Source organism: Flavobacterium branchiarum, assembly GCF_030409845.1.
GTDB classification, from domain to species: domain Bacteria; phylum Bacteroidota; class Bacteroidia; order Flavobacteriales; family Flavobacteriaceae; genus Flavobacterium; species Flavobacterium branchiarum.
Window position 1 is genome coordinate 412683 of record NZ_JAUFQQ010000005.1, and the last position, 14288, is coordinate 426970.

Consider the following 14288-nt stretch of genomic DNA (forward strand, 5'->3'; position numbering starts at 1 on the left):
ATGATACACGCTTTAAACATTGTTTGGAATCCTTCGGAAGGAATAGATTTAGGTTTTTTTATGATTCGATATTACAGCCTAATGTTCGTAATTGCTTTTGGATTAGGATGGTACATAATGAAACAAATTTTCGAACGTGAAAATGAACCTATTGACAAATTAGACTCTCTATTTATATGGACCGTTTTAGCTACATTGATTGGAGCTCGTTTAGGTCACGTATTATTTTATGACTGGGAATATTACAGAAATCATGTTTTAGAAATCTTCCTACCATTTCGTTTTAGTCCAAATTTTGAATTTACAGGTTACCAAGGTTTAGCTAGTCACGGTGCAGCAATTTCGATTATTATTGCAATGTATTATTACAGCAAAATCATATTAAAACGCCCTTTATTGTGGATTTTAGACAGAGTTGTTATTCCTGTTGCTAGTGGAGCGATATTTGTACGTTTAGGTAACTTCTTTAACTCAGAAATCATCGGAAAAGAAACTGATTCTGTTTTTGGAATTCATTTTTTACATGACACTTTTAGCAAAAACGATGTTATAAACAAAACACAAATCGCAAATCCTAAAGAAGCTTACACTGCAATTGCAACTGATCCAAAATTTGCTGATTTATTAGCACAAGTACCCGTAAAACACCCTACTCAATTATACGAAGGTTTTTGCTATATTTTTGTATTTGCTATTCTTTACTATCTATACTGGAAAACAAATGCAAGCCAAAAACCAGGTTATTTATTTGGTTTATTTTTAGTTCTTTTATTTGTAGTTCGTTTCATAGTCGAATTTGTAAAAGAAAGCCAAGGCGGCATAGAAAGCGAATTAGGCTTATTTTCAACAGGTCAATGGCTAAGTATTCCATTTATAATAGTTGGAGCTTACTTCATGGTTAGAGCTAATAAAAAAGCCTCTGTGAACTAAATAAAACATATTCTATAAAAAAAAACACCCGATACTCTCATGTGAGAATATCGGGTGTTTTTTTTTTGCAGTCTCAGTATTCAGTCTCAGTATTCAGTCTCAGTATTCAGTCTCAGTATTCAGTCTCAGTATTCAGTCTCAGTATTCAGTCCTCAGTTTACAGTCTCAGTTTACAGTCTCAGTTTACAGTAATCTCAGTTTGTGGTAACAGTCTCTGTTTACAGTCTCAGTTTACAGTCTCAGTCTCAGTCTCAGTTTACAGTCACAGTTCTCACAGAAGCAACCTCCCCAATCTTGTCTTTCTAAGGAACGAAGAAACCTTAATTTAGTCACAATAATTAGTTCGCAGTCGCAGTGTCATCCTGAATGAAGCCAAAGGACAGTCTCAGTCTCAGTTTGCAGTCACAGCCCTCAACAGCAAACTCTCTAATCTTGTCTTTCAAAAAAAAACGAAGAAACCCTGATTCTGTCTCTGTAATCAGCATGCAACCGTAGAGTCATACAGAAGTTTCAGCCTCAGTTTGCAGTCACAGTTCTCACAGTAACAACCTCTCCAATCTTGTCTTTCTAAGAAACGAAGAACCCCACATTTAGTCTCAATAATTAGTTTGCAATCACAAAGTCATCCAGAACGTAACTAAAGGGAAGTCACGGTTTACAGTAATCTCAGTTCGCGCATCAATATACACTATAAAAGACAAAACATAAACCAATACTGAGACTGAAAACTAATAACAAAAAAAAATGCATAAAAAAAAGGATTCAATTTTCATTGAATCCTTTTTCTTTAAATAATAATAGAACTATTATTATTCAGCATTTTTATGTCTTTCTTCGATTGAAATTTTATCCGCAGCAGAAATAGAATCTACTAATACTGGAGTTGCAATAAATAAAGAAGAATATGTACCTACAATAATACCAACCAACATAGCGAAGATAAATCCTCTAATTGATTCACCACCAAAAATAAACATGATTAATAATACCACGATCATTGTCAATGAAGTATTGATTGTTCTAGACATTGTTGTATTAATAGAGTCATTTACAATCTGCTCAAAAGAACCTTTTGTTTTTCCTGCTAAAAATTCACGAACCCTGTCAAATACAATTACTGTATCATTCATTGAATATCCAATTACAGTAAGAATCGCTGCAATAAAGTGCTGATCTACCTCCATACCAAATGGCATGAATTTGTAACACAATGAATAAATACCTAATACGAAAATAACATCGTGAGCAATAGCTGCAATCGCACCTAAACTAAATTGCCATTTTCTAAAACTAATCATCAAGTATAAGAATACAATTGCCATTGCACCAAGTACAGCCCAATATGCATTTGTTTTGATATCTTCAGCAACTGCTGGTCCTACTTTTGATGCTTGTACAATACCTAATTTTTTACCTTCATAAGCATTTACAAATTTATCATAAGTTAAACCATCTGAATAGTATTTTTTCAAATTATCAAACAATAATTTATTTACTTCTTCGTCAGCTTTAATACCGTGCTCTTCAACTTTATATTTAGTTGTAATTTTTAATTGGTTGTCTTTACCAAAAACTTTTGCTTCAGCACTACCAAAAACTACAGCCAATTCATCTTTAACAACTTCTGCTTGTACAGGTTTCTCAAAACGAATTTGGAATGTTCTTCCTCCAACGAAATCCACACCTTGATCCAGTCCGTTTATACACAATGATGTAATACTAACTACTACAACTACACTTGAGAATAGGTAAGTCCATTTTTTAACTCCTAAGAAATCAAAATGGAAGTTATTAAACATGTTTTTAGAGAAATTAGTTACGAATGTTAAATCATTCTTTTTACTAATGTTTCTATCAATAAATATTCTAGCTATGAAGATAGAAGTAAATAAAGAGGTAATAATACCAATTAACAAAGTAGTAGCAAAACCTTTAATTGGCCCTGAACCGAATATAAACAATACAGCTCCAGTTAAAATATGCGTAACGTTTGCATCTGTAATAGATGACATCGCACCTCTCCAGCTATATGAAGTTTTAATTGCCTCGTCAAGTGTTTTACCTGCTCTCAATTCTTCTTTAGCTCTTTCATATATAATAATATTCGCATCTACAGCAGTTCCCATAGTTAATACGATACCAGCAATACCAGGTAATGTAAGAACCGCTCCTAAACTTGCTAAAATTCCGAATAAGAAAAGTAAGTTAACTGCCAATGCAAGATTAGCATACCAACCTGCTTTACCATAATAGATCATCATCCAAAGAGATACTAAAAGTAAACCTACGATAGCTGAAGTTGTTCCATTATCAATAGCTTCTTGACCAAGGGATGGCCCTACAACTTCTGATTGAACGATATCAGCAGCAGCAGGTAATTTACCAGCTCTTAATACGTTTGCTAAATCTTTAGTTTCTGTAACATCAAACACACCTGAAATCTCAGATCTTCCTCCTGAAATTGGACCACTAGAAACTCCTGGAGCAGAATAAACGATATCATCAAGAACAATTGCTATATTACTTTTTTGAGTATAAGCTCTTCCTGTTAATTCTTCCCAAGCTCTTGCACCTTGACTGTTCATCTGCATAGATACAGCTGGTTTACCCATTTGGTCAAAAGTATCTTTTGCATCAGTTACAACACCACCGCTCATTGCAGCAACGTTATCTCTATTTCCTTTTAAAGCATATAATTCAACAGCTTCAATTTCTTTTCCTTTTGCATCTTTAACATCTGTTGGTTTTCCCCAAACAAATTTTGCGTAACGTTGATCCGCAGCCAACAATACTCTAATATCTGGTCTTTTTAAATAACCATTTACAGTTGCAGTATCTTTTGGTGAGAAAAGACCTAAAACTGGTCCACCACCTTGACCTATAATTTTATCAAATAAAGGATTATTTCCTTTTTTTGTAGCAAGTGAATCTTTACCACCTGTAAGTAAATCATTCAATGAATCTTTAACTACAGCTTTAGTTTCAACTTTATTGATTTCGGTTTTCTTTAAAGCTTCGTTAGCAGCTACTAAGAAATTACCCATTTCTTCAATTTTGTATGTTTCCCAAAACTCTAATTGAGCAGTACTTTGCAATAATTTCTTGATTCTATCAACATCTTTTGCACCTGGAAGTTCAACAAGAATTCTTCCTGTTTCTCCAATTTTTTGAATATTTGGTTGCGTTACACCAAATTTATCGATACGTTTTCTTAGTACTCCAAAAGCACTATCTACTGACTCATCAACTTTTCTTTTGATTACTTTTTTAACTTGAGCATCGCTCATTTGGAAATCAATTCCACCTTCACCTTGCAAACTTCTGTTAGCAAAAATATCTGGAGAAGCTAGTTTTACTGTTCCATTTGAATTTGCTTCAAATGCTTCAAAAAACGCATCTAAATACGTTTGATTTCCTTTTTGATTTGCAGTTGCATCTGCTAATGACTTATTAAAAACTGGATTTTTAGAATTATTAGCCAATCCTTTCAAAACATCTTTTACAGAGATTTGAAGAATAACATTTATTCCTCCTTCTAAGTCAAGACCTTTATTGATTTGCTTGTCTTTTACCTCGTTAAAAGTAAAACTAGTAAATCCTAAATTGAAAACTTTTTCTTTACCAATAGAATCCAAATATTTAATTTCTTTATCAGGATCGTTTCCTGCGAAAGATTTCGCATCACTTTTTACCTTATCAGCGACAAAAGTGAAAGAAAGTTGGTAAATACTTACCAATGCAAATAGAATTGCGAAAAATTTAATAAGTCCTTTATTCTGCATTATTACTAAAAATTAATTATGTTTTATAGTTTGTTTTGTTTTAAATCATACAATATCAAGCCGTTGAGCAAGTTCTCATACTTAAAATGAGGCAATCATGGATTACATCATTTTTTTTAACCCGAGCAAATATATAATTAACGAAAAGATTAACCAATTTATTTATTAATTAATCTCAAAAAAAAGACTGCAAAAGTGCAGTCTTCTCCTATTTACTCGTAAATCTTATACTAAAATCGACTTTAAAGCGTCATTCATTCCTCTAACTGCATCCGCGCTTTTAGCAAATAATGCTTTTTCTTGGTCATCCAATTTGATGTCTAAGATTTCTTCTACACCATTTTTACCAATAATACATGGTACACCAATACAAATATCATTTTGCCCGTATTCGCCTTCAACAAAAACAGAACATGCTATCATTTTCTTTTGATCATTTAAAATACTATCAACTAAATACGCTACAGAAGCTCCTGGCGCATACCAAGCAGACGTACCTAAAAGTCCAGTAAGCGTAGCTCCACCTACCATAGTATCAGCTGCTACTTTTTGCAAAACTTCTTCAGAAAGAAATTCCGTAACAGGAATACCATTATACGAAGCTAAACGTGTTAACGGAATCATAGTTGTATCTCCATGACCTCCAATTACCATAGCAGAAATATCATTAGCTGGTTTATCTAATGCCAAAGATAAATAGGTTCTAAAACGAGAACTATCAAGCGCTCCTCCCATACCAATTATTCTGTTTTTTGGCAACCCTGTTGATTTCAATGCCAAATATGTCATCGTATCCATAGGATTTGAAACGACCACAATTATTGTATTTGGCGAATGTTTCAATACATTTTCAGCAACTGTTTTCACAATTCCCGCATTGATACCAATTAATTCTTCGCGTGTCATTCCAGGTTTTCTAGGAATTCCAGATGTAATTACTACTACATCACTACCAGCTGTTTTAGAATAATCATTTGTTACCCCTGATACTTTGGTATTAAAACCAGTATTTGTAGCACATTGCATAATATCCAAAGCTTTACCTTCTGCAAAACCTTCTTTGATATCCAATAATACTACTTCACTTGCAATTCCTCTATAAGAAATAACGTCTGCACAAGTGGCACCAACGTTTCCTGCTCCTACAATGGTAACTTTCATATTTTAAAATTTATTCGGTTATTAGTTATTTTTTGTTAATCGTTTTTTTTTTGCTAATCATTAATTTGCTTAGTAATTAGTAAAAAGCAAATGACATCGAAACAAATATAAATAATTAAACTTTTTTAAGCATCAATTTTAGCATAAACTGCATTCTTCTCGATAAATTCTCTACGTGGTGGAACCTCATCCCCCATTAACATAGAGAAAACTCTATCTGCCTCTGCTAAACTATCAATATTCACTTGACGCAAAGTTCTGAAATTTGGATCCATTGTAGTTTCCCACAATTGCTCTGCATTCATCTCCCCAAGACCTTTATAACGTTGAATTCCTGCGCTTCCACCCATTCTTTCATTAGCCTGATCACGTTGAACATCATTCCAAGCATATTCTTTTTTATTTCCTTTTTTAACCAAATATAAAGGTGGAGCAGCTATATATACGTGCCCTTCCTCTATTAGTTCTTTCATAAAACGGAAGAAGAATGTTAATATTAATGTAGAAATGTGACTACCATCGACATCGGCATCACACATAATAATTACTTTATGGTAACGAAGCTTCTCTAAATTTAACGCTTTACTATCTTCAGCAGTACCAACTGTTACTCCTAAAGCTGTAAAAATATTACGAATCTCTTCGTTTTCGAATACTTTGTGGTGCATTGCTTTTTCAACATTCAAAATCTTACCACGCAATGGCAAAATCGCTTGAAATGCACGGTCACGTCCTTGTTTTGCAGTTCCACCCGCCGAATCTCCCTCGACAAGATATACTTCGCAACGTGCAGGATCTTGCTCTGAACAATCAGATAATTTACCTGGTAATCCACCTCCACCCATTACGGTTTTACGTTGTACCATTTCACGTGCTTTCTTAGCAGCGTGACGTGCCTGAGCAGCAAGGATTACTTTTTGAACAATGATTCTAGCGTCATTTGGGTTTTCTTCCAAATAATTCTCAATCATCTCACTCACAGCCTGACTTACTGGCGAAACAACTTCTCTATTTCCTAGTTTAGTTTTCGTTTGCCCTTCAAATTGTGGCTCAGATACTTTTACTGAAATAATTGCTGTAAGTCCTTCACGGAAGTCATCTCCTGAAATATCGAATTTTAATTTATCCAACATCCCTGAAGTATCTGCATATTTCTTTAACGACCTGGTTAATCCAGTTCTAAAACCTTGCAGGTGCGTACCTCCTTCGTGTGTATTAATATTATTTACATAAGAAAAAATATTCTCAGTATAACTTGTATTATAAATCAAAGCTACTTCTACAGGAATTTCACCTTTATCATGATCCATAGAAATAACATGAGAAATAATTGGCTCACGGTTTCCATCTAGATAACGAATATATTCTTTTAGACCTTCATCAGAATGAAACACTTCCTGAATAAAGTTACCATCTTTATCAACTTCTCTCTTATCTGTAAACGTAATAGTTATCCCTTTATTCAAGTAAGACAACTCACGCATACGAGCAGACAAAGTATCATAAGAAAACTCTGTAGTTTGTGTAAAAATAGTATCATCTGGATAAAACGTTTGGCGCGTACCTCTTTTATCTGTTTCACCAACTTGCTTGACAGGATATAACGCTTTACCTCTTTCGTATTCTTGCTCGTAAATTTTCCCATCTTTAAAAACGGTTGACTTCATGTGAACCGATAGTGCATTTACTACCGAAACCCCCACTCCGTGTAAACCTCCGGAAACTTTATACGAATCTTTATCAAATTTACCTCCAGCACCAATTTTGGTCATTACAACCTCTAATGCTGAAACTCCTTCTTTTTTATGTAAATCTACTGGAATACCACGACCATTATCTTCTACAGTTACAGATCCATCTTCGTTTATTGCTACCGTAATAGTATCACAATATCCTCCCATGGCCTCATCGATAGAGTTATCCACAACTTCATAAACCAAATGATGCAGTCCTCGAACACCCACATCTCCAATATACATCGATGGACGCATTCTTACGTGCTCCATTCCTTCTAATGCCTGAATACTATCTGCTGAATAATTGTTCTTCTTGATTTCTTCGCTCATATAATTTATTCTAAAAAATGTAATATTTGTCTAACACGCAAATATATAAAAACGCAATTATATATCCGTTAAAATACCATCTAAAGCATTTAAGTTATCAACATATTATTAAGAAATCCTGTTTTTTATAGCATAAAAAACAAAATCTCTAACTATTATAAATAACAAAATTCCAAAACGAACATTTACAATGCTGTTTTGAAATTTTGCTAATTGACTTACTTAATTATTTTTAACTCAAAATGAAACTCATTTTATTAAACTACAACTCCCGATTTAGCAATTTCTGTATCTGCTTTTACGTGAGCTGCATTTGCTCTTCCACTTGGATCTTGGTTTTCTTGCCATTTTGGAATCCATTTTCTAACCGTTTGCGCTGCGCTAACTTGTGGATAGTATTTATGAAATATTGATCTGTAAAAATAAGCTTCTTTTGTAGTTGGCGAGTTATAAGGAAACTCCGTTGTTGCTCCAGCTAATTGTTCATCTGTAACATTCGAAGAACAATATTCAATTAACTTATCAATCCAATTGTAACCTACTCCGTCCGAGAACTGCTCTTTTTGCCTCCACAATACTTCTGCTGGCAAATACGGATCATCTGGGGTATCAAAAGCTTTTCTTAATATATATTTTTCGCTCCCTTCATATGTTTTAGGCTGTTTTTCTTCGGGTTTAATACGAACTGCCACATCTAAGAAAGCTTTGTCTAAAAACGGGACTCTAGCCTCTAATCCATGAGCCATTGTTGACTTATCTGCTCTTAACAAATCGGCAGTGAATAATTTCTGAACTCTTTCAATTGTTTCTTTTTGAAATTCTTCTGCAGATGGCGCATTTCTAAAGTACAAATACCCTCCAAATATTTCATCTGCACCTTCTCCAGAAAGCACTACTTTTATTCCCAAATCAGCAATTGCCTTTGACAGGAAATACATTGGGGTACTTGCACGAACTGATGTTACATCATAGGTTTCTAAATGCCAAATTAGTTTATCAAGAATTTCAATTCCTTGCTCTATTGTAAAATGTATTTCATGGTGCTCTGTTCCTAAGAAATCTGCCACTTTCTTAGCTGCTTTTGCATCTGGCGCATCTGCATCTAACCCAATAGAAAACGAATGTAATTTCTCTCCTCGTTCTGCTAATAATCTAGCTGCTATTGCCGAAGTTAAAGACGAATCTAATCCCCCTGAGAGCAATACTCCAATTGGCACATCACTCATTAAACGCTTACGAGTTGCTTCTGTCAAAGTTTCTCGAATCAGTTCTAAATCTAAGTTCTGATCTGCATTTAAATAATCTTCATATTCAGGTTGGTAATATTTTACAAAACCAGTTTTTGGTGTGTAATAATGTCCCGGAGGAAATGTTGAGAATGACTTGCATTGATCTGCGATAGGCTTCATTTCTGACGAAAAATAAATTCTCCCTCTTTCATCCAAACCATAATACAAAGGTTTTACCCCCAATGGATCTCTTCCTGCAATAAAATCATCTCCATCAATTACAACAAAAGCCCAATCTCCATCGAGCATATTGCAAAAATCATAACCAAACTCTTCGTATAAATGAACAATTACTTCTGAATCTGATTTTGTTCTAAAAGTATGTGCTTTTAAAATCCCATCACGTAATTCTTGATGATTGTATATTTCGCCATTATGAATCATCCAAGCAGAGGATGTTCCTTGAATAGGTTGTTTTCCCGAATGCAGATCTATAATCGACAAACGTTCATGACTCATAATATGCCCCTTTTCCATTAGATGCAAATCACTTTCATCTGGACCACGATGTGACATTCTCTTAGAAAGTTCTTTTACAAGTTGCGGGTCTTTTCCTTTTCCAATAATGGCTAATATTCCACACATAACTATATCTTTTTAATACTTTAAAAATTTCACTGTAACAAATATGGCTAAAATTTATCTTTTAACCACTAAATCATCAGTTTTTACTTAAAAAAAATCAAAGAAAACGTCCTCGAATAATTGAGAGCGCTTTCTTTGATATGATTTTGTTTCCTTTATGCTTTAACATATGCATCATCATGAACACTAGCAACTGCTCTTCCAGATGGGTCATTCATGTTTTTGAAAGCTTCATCCCACTCCAAAGCTATTTTTGTACTACAAGCTACACTTGCTTCTTGAGGTACACATAAGGCTGCAGCATCACTTGGGAAGTGTTCTGTAAAAATAGAACGATAGTAATATTCTTCTTTAGAGGTAGGTGTCTGTAAAGGGAATTTATATTTTGCATTTGCTAATTGCTCATCCGAAACTTCTTTTGCTACTACTTCTTTTAAAGTATCAATCCAGCTATATCCTACTCCATCAGAAAACTGCTCTTTTTGTCTCCAAGCTACACTTTCTGGAAGCATATCTTCAAAAGCTTTACGAACTACCCATTTTTCCATCGGATGTTCTTTGTTGATCATTTTGTCTTGTGGGTTGATGCGCATGGCAACATCCATAAATTCTTTATCCAAGAACGGCACACGTCCTTCAATTCCCCAAGCCGCTAAACTTTTGTTTGCACGCAAACAATCATACATATGCAATTTACTTAACTTACGAACGTTTTCTTCGTGGAATTCTTTTGCATTTGGTGCTTTATGGAAATATAAATATCCTCCAAATAATTCATCAGCTCCTTCTCCCGACAATACCATTTTAATTCCCATTGACTTAATAACTCTCGCCATTAACCACATTGGTGTTGATGCTCTAACTGTTGTTACATCATACGTTTCTAGGTTATAAATTACATCACGTACAGCATCTAATCCTTCTTGGATTGTGAATTTAATTTCGTGGTGAATTGTTCCGATATGTTTTGCTACAATTTGTGCAGCAGCTAAATCTGGTGAACCATCTAATCCTACTGAAAAAGAGTGCAATTGTGGATACCAAGCATCTGTTGTGTCATCTGACTCTATACGCTTTTGCGCATATTTTTTGGCTACAGCCGAAGTAATAGAAGAATCTAAACCTCCTGAAAGTAAAACTCCGTAAGGCACATCACTCATTAATTGTCTATGAACAGCTGCTTCAAGCGCTTTTTTAATTTCTGGAATACTTGTTTCGTTATCCTTTACAGCATCATACTCCATCCAGTCTCTTTTGTACCATTGTACAAATTCACCATCTTTACTCGTCATATAATGTCCTGGAGGAAATAACTCGATTTTTGTACAATACCCTTCTAAAGCTTTCAATTCTGAAGCTACATAAAAAGTTCCGTCTTGATCCCAGCCGATATATAACGGAATGATTCCCATGTGATCACGAGCAATAAAATACTCATCTTTTTCTACATCATATATTGCAAATCCGAAAATACCATTCATTTCATCAATAAAATGAGGTCCTTTTTCTTTATAAAGTGCCAAGATAACTTCACAATCACTTTCTGTTTGAAAGTTATATTTCCCTTCAAATTGTTTGCGTAATTCTCTGTGGTTGTATATTTCACCATTTGCAGCTAGAACTAATTTCTTATCTTCTGTAAACAATGGTTGTTTTCCTGAAGCTGGATCTACAATTGCCAAACGTTCATGTGATAAGATTGCTTTATCATTGCTATAAATTCCGCTCCAATCTGGTCCACGGTGGCGAATGATTTTAGACATTTCTAATACTTGAGGTCTTAAGGTTTCTGCTTTTTGTTTTAAATCAAAGGCACATACTATTCCACACATAACTATATATTTTAATATTTTTTATTCATTTTGATAAGGCAAATTTGCGATAACAGTTACAAATACAAAACACAAATAGCCATTTCAGTTATAAACTATAACTAAAAACAAGAATTTACTACAAAAACAAAACATTTAAGAAGCGAAAAACAGCTTTGTAGTTATAATTTTAAATTCTTTACTTAATTCTGGTTGAAATTTGAAAGAGAAGATTCTTTTAACAAACACTTTCGATAGTATAATGTGTTTTATTGATTTCAAATTTAAAACCAACCTTATTCCCTATTAAGTGGGTTCCTAACGGAGATTGAGGCGAAAGAGCAATTACATTAATTCCGTCGATAGTTATTTTAGGCAAAGCTACACTCAAGTACAAGTAAATCCCGTTTGCTTGAACTAAACTCCCAAGAATAATAGTCGATGAAATAAACTCGGGGTCTATTCTATCCAAAATTGTCTTTTGAACAATTGATTCTTTTAATTTAGTAGTTAGTTTTTCCTGTTCAATATGCATCATCGATAGCGCCGTTTCGTGCTTATCTCCTGCTGAACCCTTGGCATCATTTTTAGAATCTTCTGTCAATGCCGAAATCATGTCTTTAAAAACATCTATTCGATCCTGAACCATTTGTAAATAATAGGTATGTATTTTTTGCTTGAAAGTCATTTTTTTAGATTCTGAGGTTCTGATATTTTTTAACGCTAAATGCGTAAATATTTATACAAAGGTCGCAAATTAATATATTTAAAAAAACTTAGCCTTGTATTCAAGAATAAAATAAATTCATTCCTAAATACAAGGCTAAAATTAGTTGCAAAACTTGCGTAAATCTTTGCTGTTAAGTCTCCTTAAAAATCAAATTTATAATTAGCTCCAGCCATAATCTGAAAACCTTGAACTGGGTAATTCAACCATCTTTGGTAAGCCTGATTCGTAATATTATTTGCTTTTAAATAGAAAGTTAATCTTTCGCTGTATTTATATCCTACATGCGCATTTAAGTCAAAATAGCTTTTTAATGTAATCGGACTTGCATCAATACCTAAGCTAGTATTTACCTGCTCATCTTTTCTTTCTCCTACATAAAACAAATTAACTCCTGCATACCATTGCTTAGTAACATTAAAATCTAAGCTTGTGCTTAATTTCATAGTCGGTAAATTCCAAGCTTCTCTTTGGTAGTCATTACTGTAACTATTAAAAGTTCCGTTAATTCCAAAAGAAACATTTTCTGAGAAATCGGCTTTCAATTCTCCGTAGAAACGCATGGTTGTCATATCATCATATACAACTTGAAAAGAATTACCAAATGCGTAATTTTCATTAGCTACGTCTTCTGTAAAATTATTGCTCTTAAACAATGCCTTATTTCTTTCATTTACATACGTTCCTTGAACTTTATAGCTTATATTATTTGCTAATTTCCCTTTTAAACCTGCAAAAATATCAAACTGTTTATCGGTTGGATTAATATTTAATGTTGGTGATAAGAACGGATTTTGATCTACAAAATCCATGTATGTGTTTTGTTCTAAATTTCCTTCTGCTCCAGCATAAAAAATCATTAGATCTCCAACTACTTTATAAGAAGCAGTAACATTTGGATATACTAAAATTTTGCTATTACTGTTCTCATTATCCAAACTATAGAATAATTTAGCTCCTAAATTCAAAGTCCAATCATCTTGTTGCATTACAAAGCTTGGTGATAATCCGAAGTTTGTAAAACCATATTTTATAGGTGTCAAATTTGTCTTTTCATAATTATTCTCAAAACTTCCACCAACATAATCTACAATTACATCTGTATTTATAGACTGATCCATGATCTCTACTTTAAAAGATGGTTTTATGTAAAATCTATTTTCTGAAGATTTTAAACCATCTGAAAAATGACTAAATTTCATACTTGCTTTAGTAAAAATTCCATCACTAAAATCAATATTCCCACCAAGATTTATACCGTTATACGAATGCTTTGGACTAATTCCACTAATTAACATGCCGCGATCTTGTGGAGTTAGCGTCGAACCAAAATCTACTGGCAAACCATACCAGTTATAAATCTGATTTTGATATCCTAAATCAATACTCCAAGACATGTCTCTATTTTTCACTCCGTAAATTACATCCAATGAGGTATCATAAAATTTATCGTTAAGATCAATGCCTTTGATTCCTCCTTGTGAAGATTGATGCTTGAACATTCCTGCCACGTAATCATTGTTTCCTAATTCTTGCGCTACAAATAATTCAGCATTTAAATTACCATAATTACCAACTCCTACGGTTGCGTAATTTGTAAATAAATGCTCTTTTTTAGCTTTATCAACACCTTGCGCGTTTCCTTTAGAAGGAGTAAAAGTTGAGGCTACCGGAAAAGAAAAAATCGTGTATTTAATCGTTTCTTTAGGCGCATTACCTTCATCGTTTAATGATGGAATTTCTTTTACTTTAAAAGCATCTGAGATTGTAGGCGAATAGGCTTTTACCACATTTACTTCTTCAGTACCAATTGTTTCTTCTTTCTTTTTTGTTTCGTCTTTTTTTTGTGCTAAAGTCAACTGAGACGTTAGTAGTAAAAGAAAAGCGATATGTTTATTTTGGAAATTGATTTTCATATTTATCATTTTTGAGAAAAT

The 14288-nt window shown here is 33.5% G+C and carries 8 protein-coding genes; 1 reads left to right on the forward strand and 7 read right to left on the reverse strand.

Going from position 1 to position 14288, the window contains the following annotated elements; all coding sequences use genetic code 11:
- The gene (gene lgt, locus QWY99_RS13805; RefSeq protein ID WP_290266075.1) at nt 1–930 is read left to right on the forward strand and encodes a prolipoprotein diacylglyceryl transferase; all 930 of its coding nucleotides are present in this window, start codon (nt 1–3) and stop codon (nt 928–930) included.
- Between the two features lie 809 nt (nt 931–1739).
- Here the strand turns inward: lgt and secDF are convergent.
- The 7 genes from secDF to QWY99_RS13840 form a co-directional block, all read right to left on the reverse strand.
- Nucleotides 1740–4712 (reverse strand): protein translocase subunit SecDF, encoded by a 2973-nt coding sequence (secDF, locus tag QWY99_RS13810; RefSeq protein WP_290266077.1) that lies wholly within the window; start codon nt 4710–4712, stop codon nt 1740–1742.
- 225 nt (nt 4713–4937) lie between these two features.
- Entirely contained in the window at nt 4938–5873 is a 936-nt protein-coding gene (gene mdh, locus QWY99_RS13815; RefSeq protein WP_290266078.1) for a malate dehydrogenase, read from the reverse strand.
- A 125-nt stretch (nt 5874–5998) separates the two neighbouring features.
- A complete protein-coding gene (gene gyrB / locus QWY99_RS13820; protein ID WP_290266079.1) occupies nt 5999–7939 on the reverse strand; it encodes a DNA topoisomerase (ATP-hydrolyzing) subunit B in 1941 nt (646 codons plus the stop codon).
- A gap of 257 nt (nt 7940–8196) precedes the next feature.
- Nucleotides 8197–9813 carry an asparagine synthase B gene (asnB, locus tag QWY99_RS13825; protein ID WP_290266080.1) on the reverse strand — a complete coding sequence of 539 codons (1617 nt, stop codon included), beginning with the start codon at nt 9811–9813 and terminating at the stop codon, nt 8197–8199.
- Nucleotides 9814–9968: 155 nt separating this feature from the next.
- Entirely contained in the window at nt 9969–11645 is a 1677-nt protein-coding gene (asnB, locus tag QWY99_RS13830; protein WP_290266081.1) for an asparagine synthase B, read from the reverse strand.
- 217 nt (nt 11646–11862) lie between these two features.
- Complete coding sequence (locus QWY99_RS13835) at nt 11863–12312, reverse strand: hypothetical protein (protein WP_290266082.1); 450 nt, start codon at nt 12310–12312, stop codon at nt 11863–11865.
- 182 nt (nt 12313–12494) lie between these two features.
- The gene (locus QWY99_RS13840) at nt 12495–14267 is read right to left on the reverse strand and encodes a porin family protein (protein ID WP_290266083.1); all 1773 of its coding nucleotides are present in this window, start codon (nt 14265–14267) and stop codon (nt 12495–12497) included.
- Nucleotides 14268–14288 lie beyond the last annotated feature (21 nt).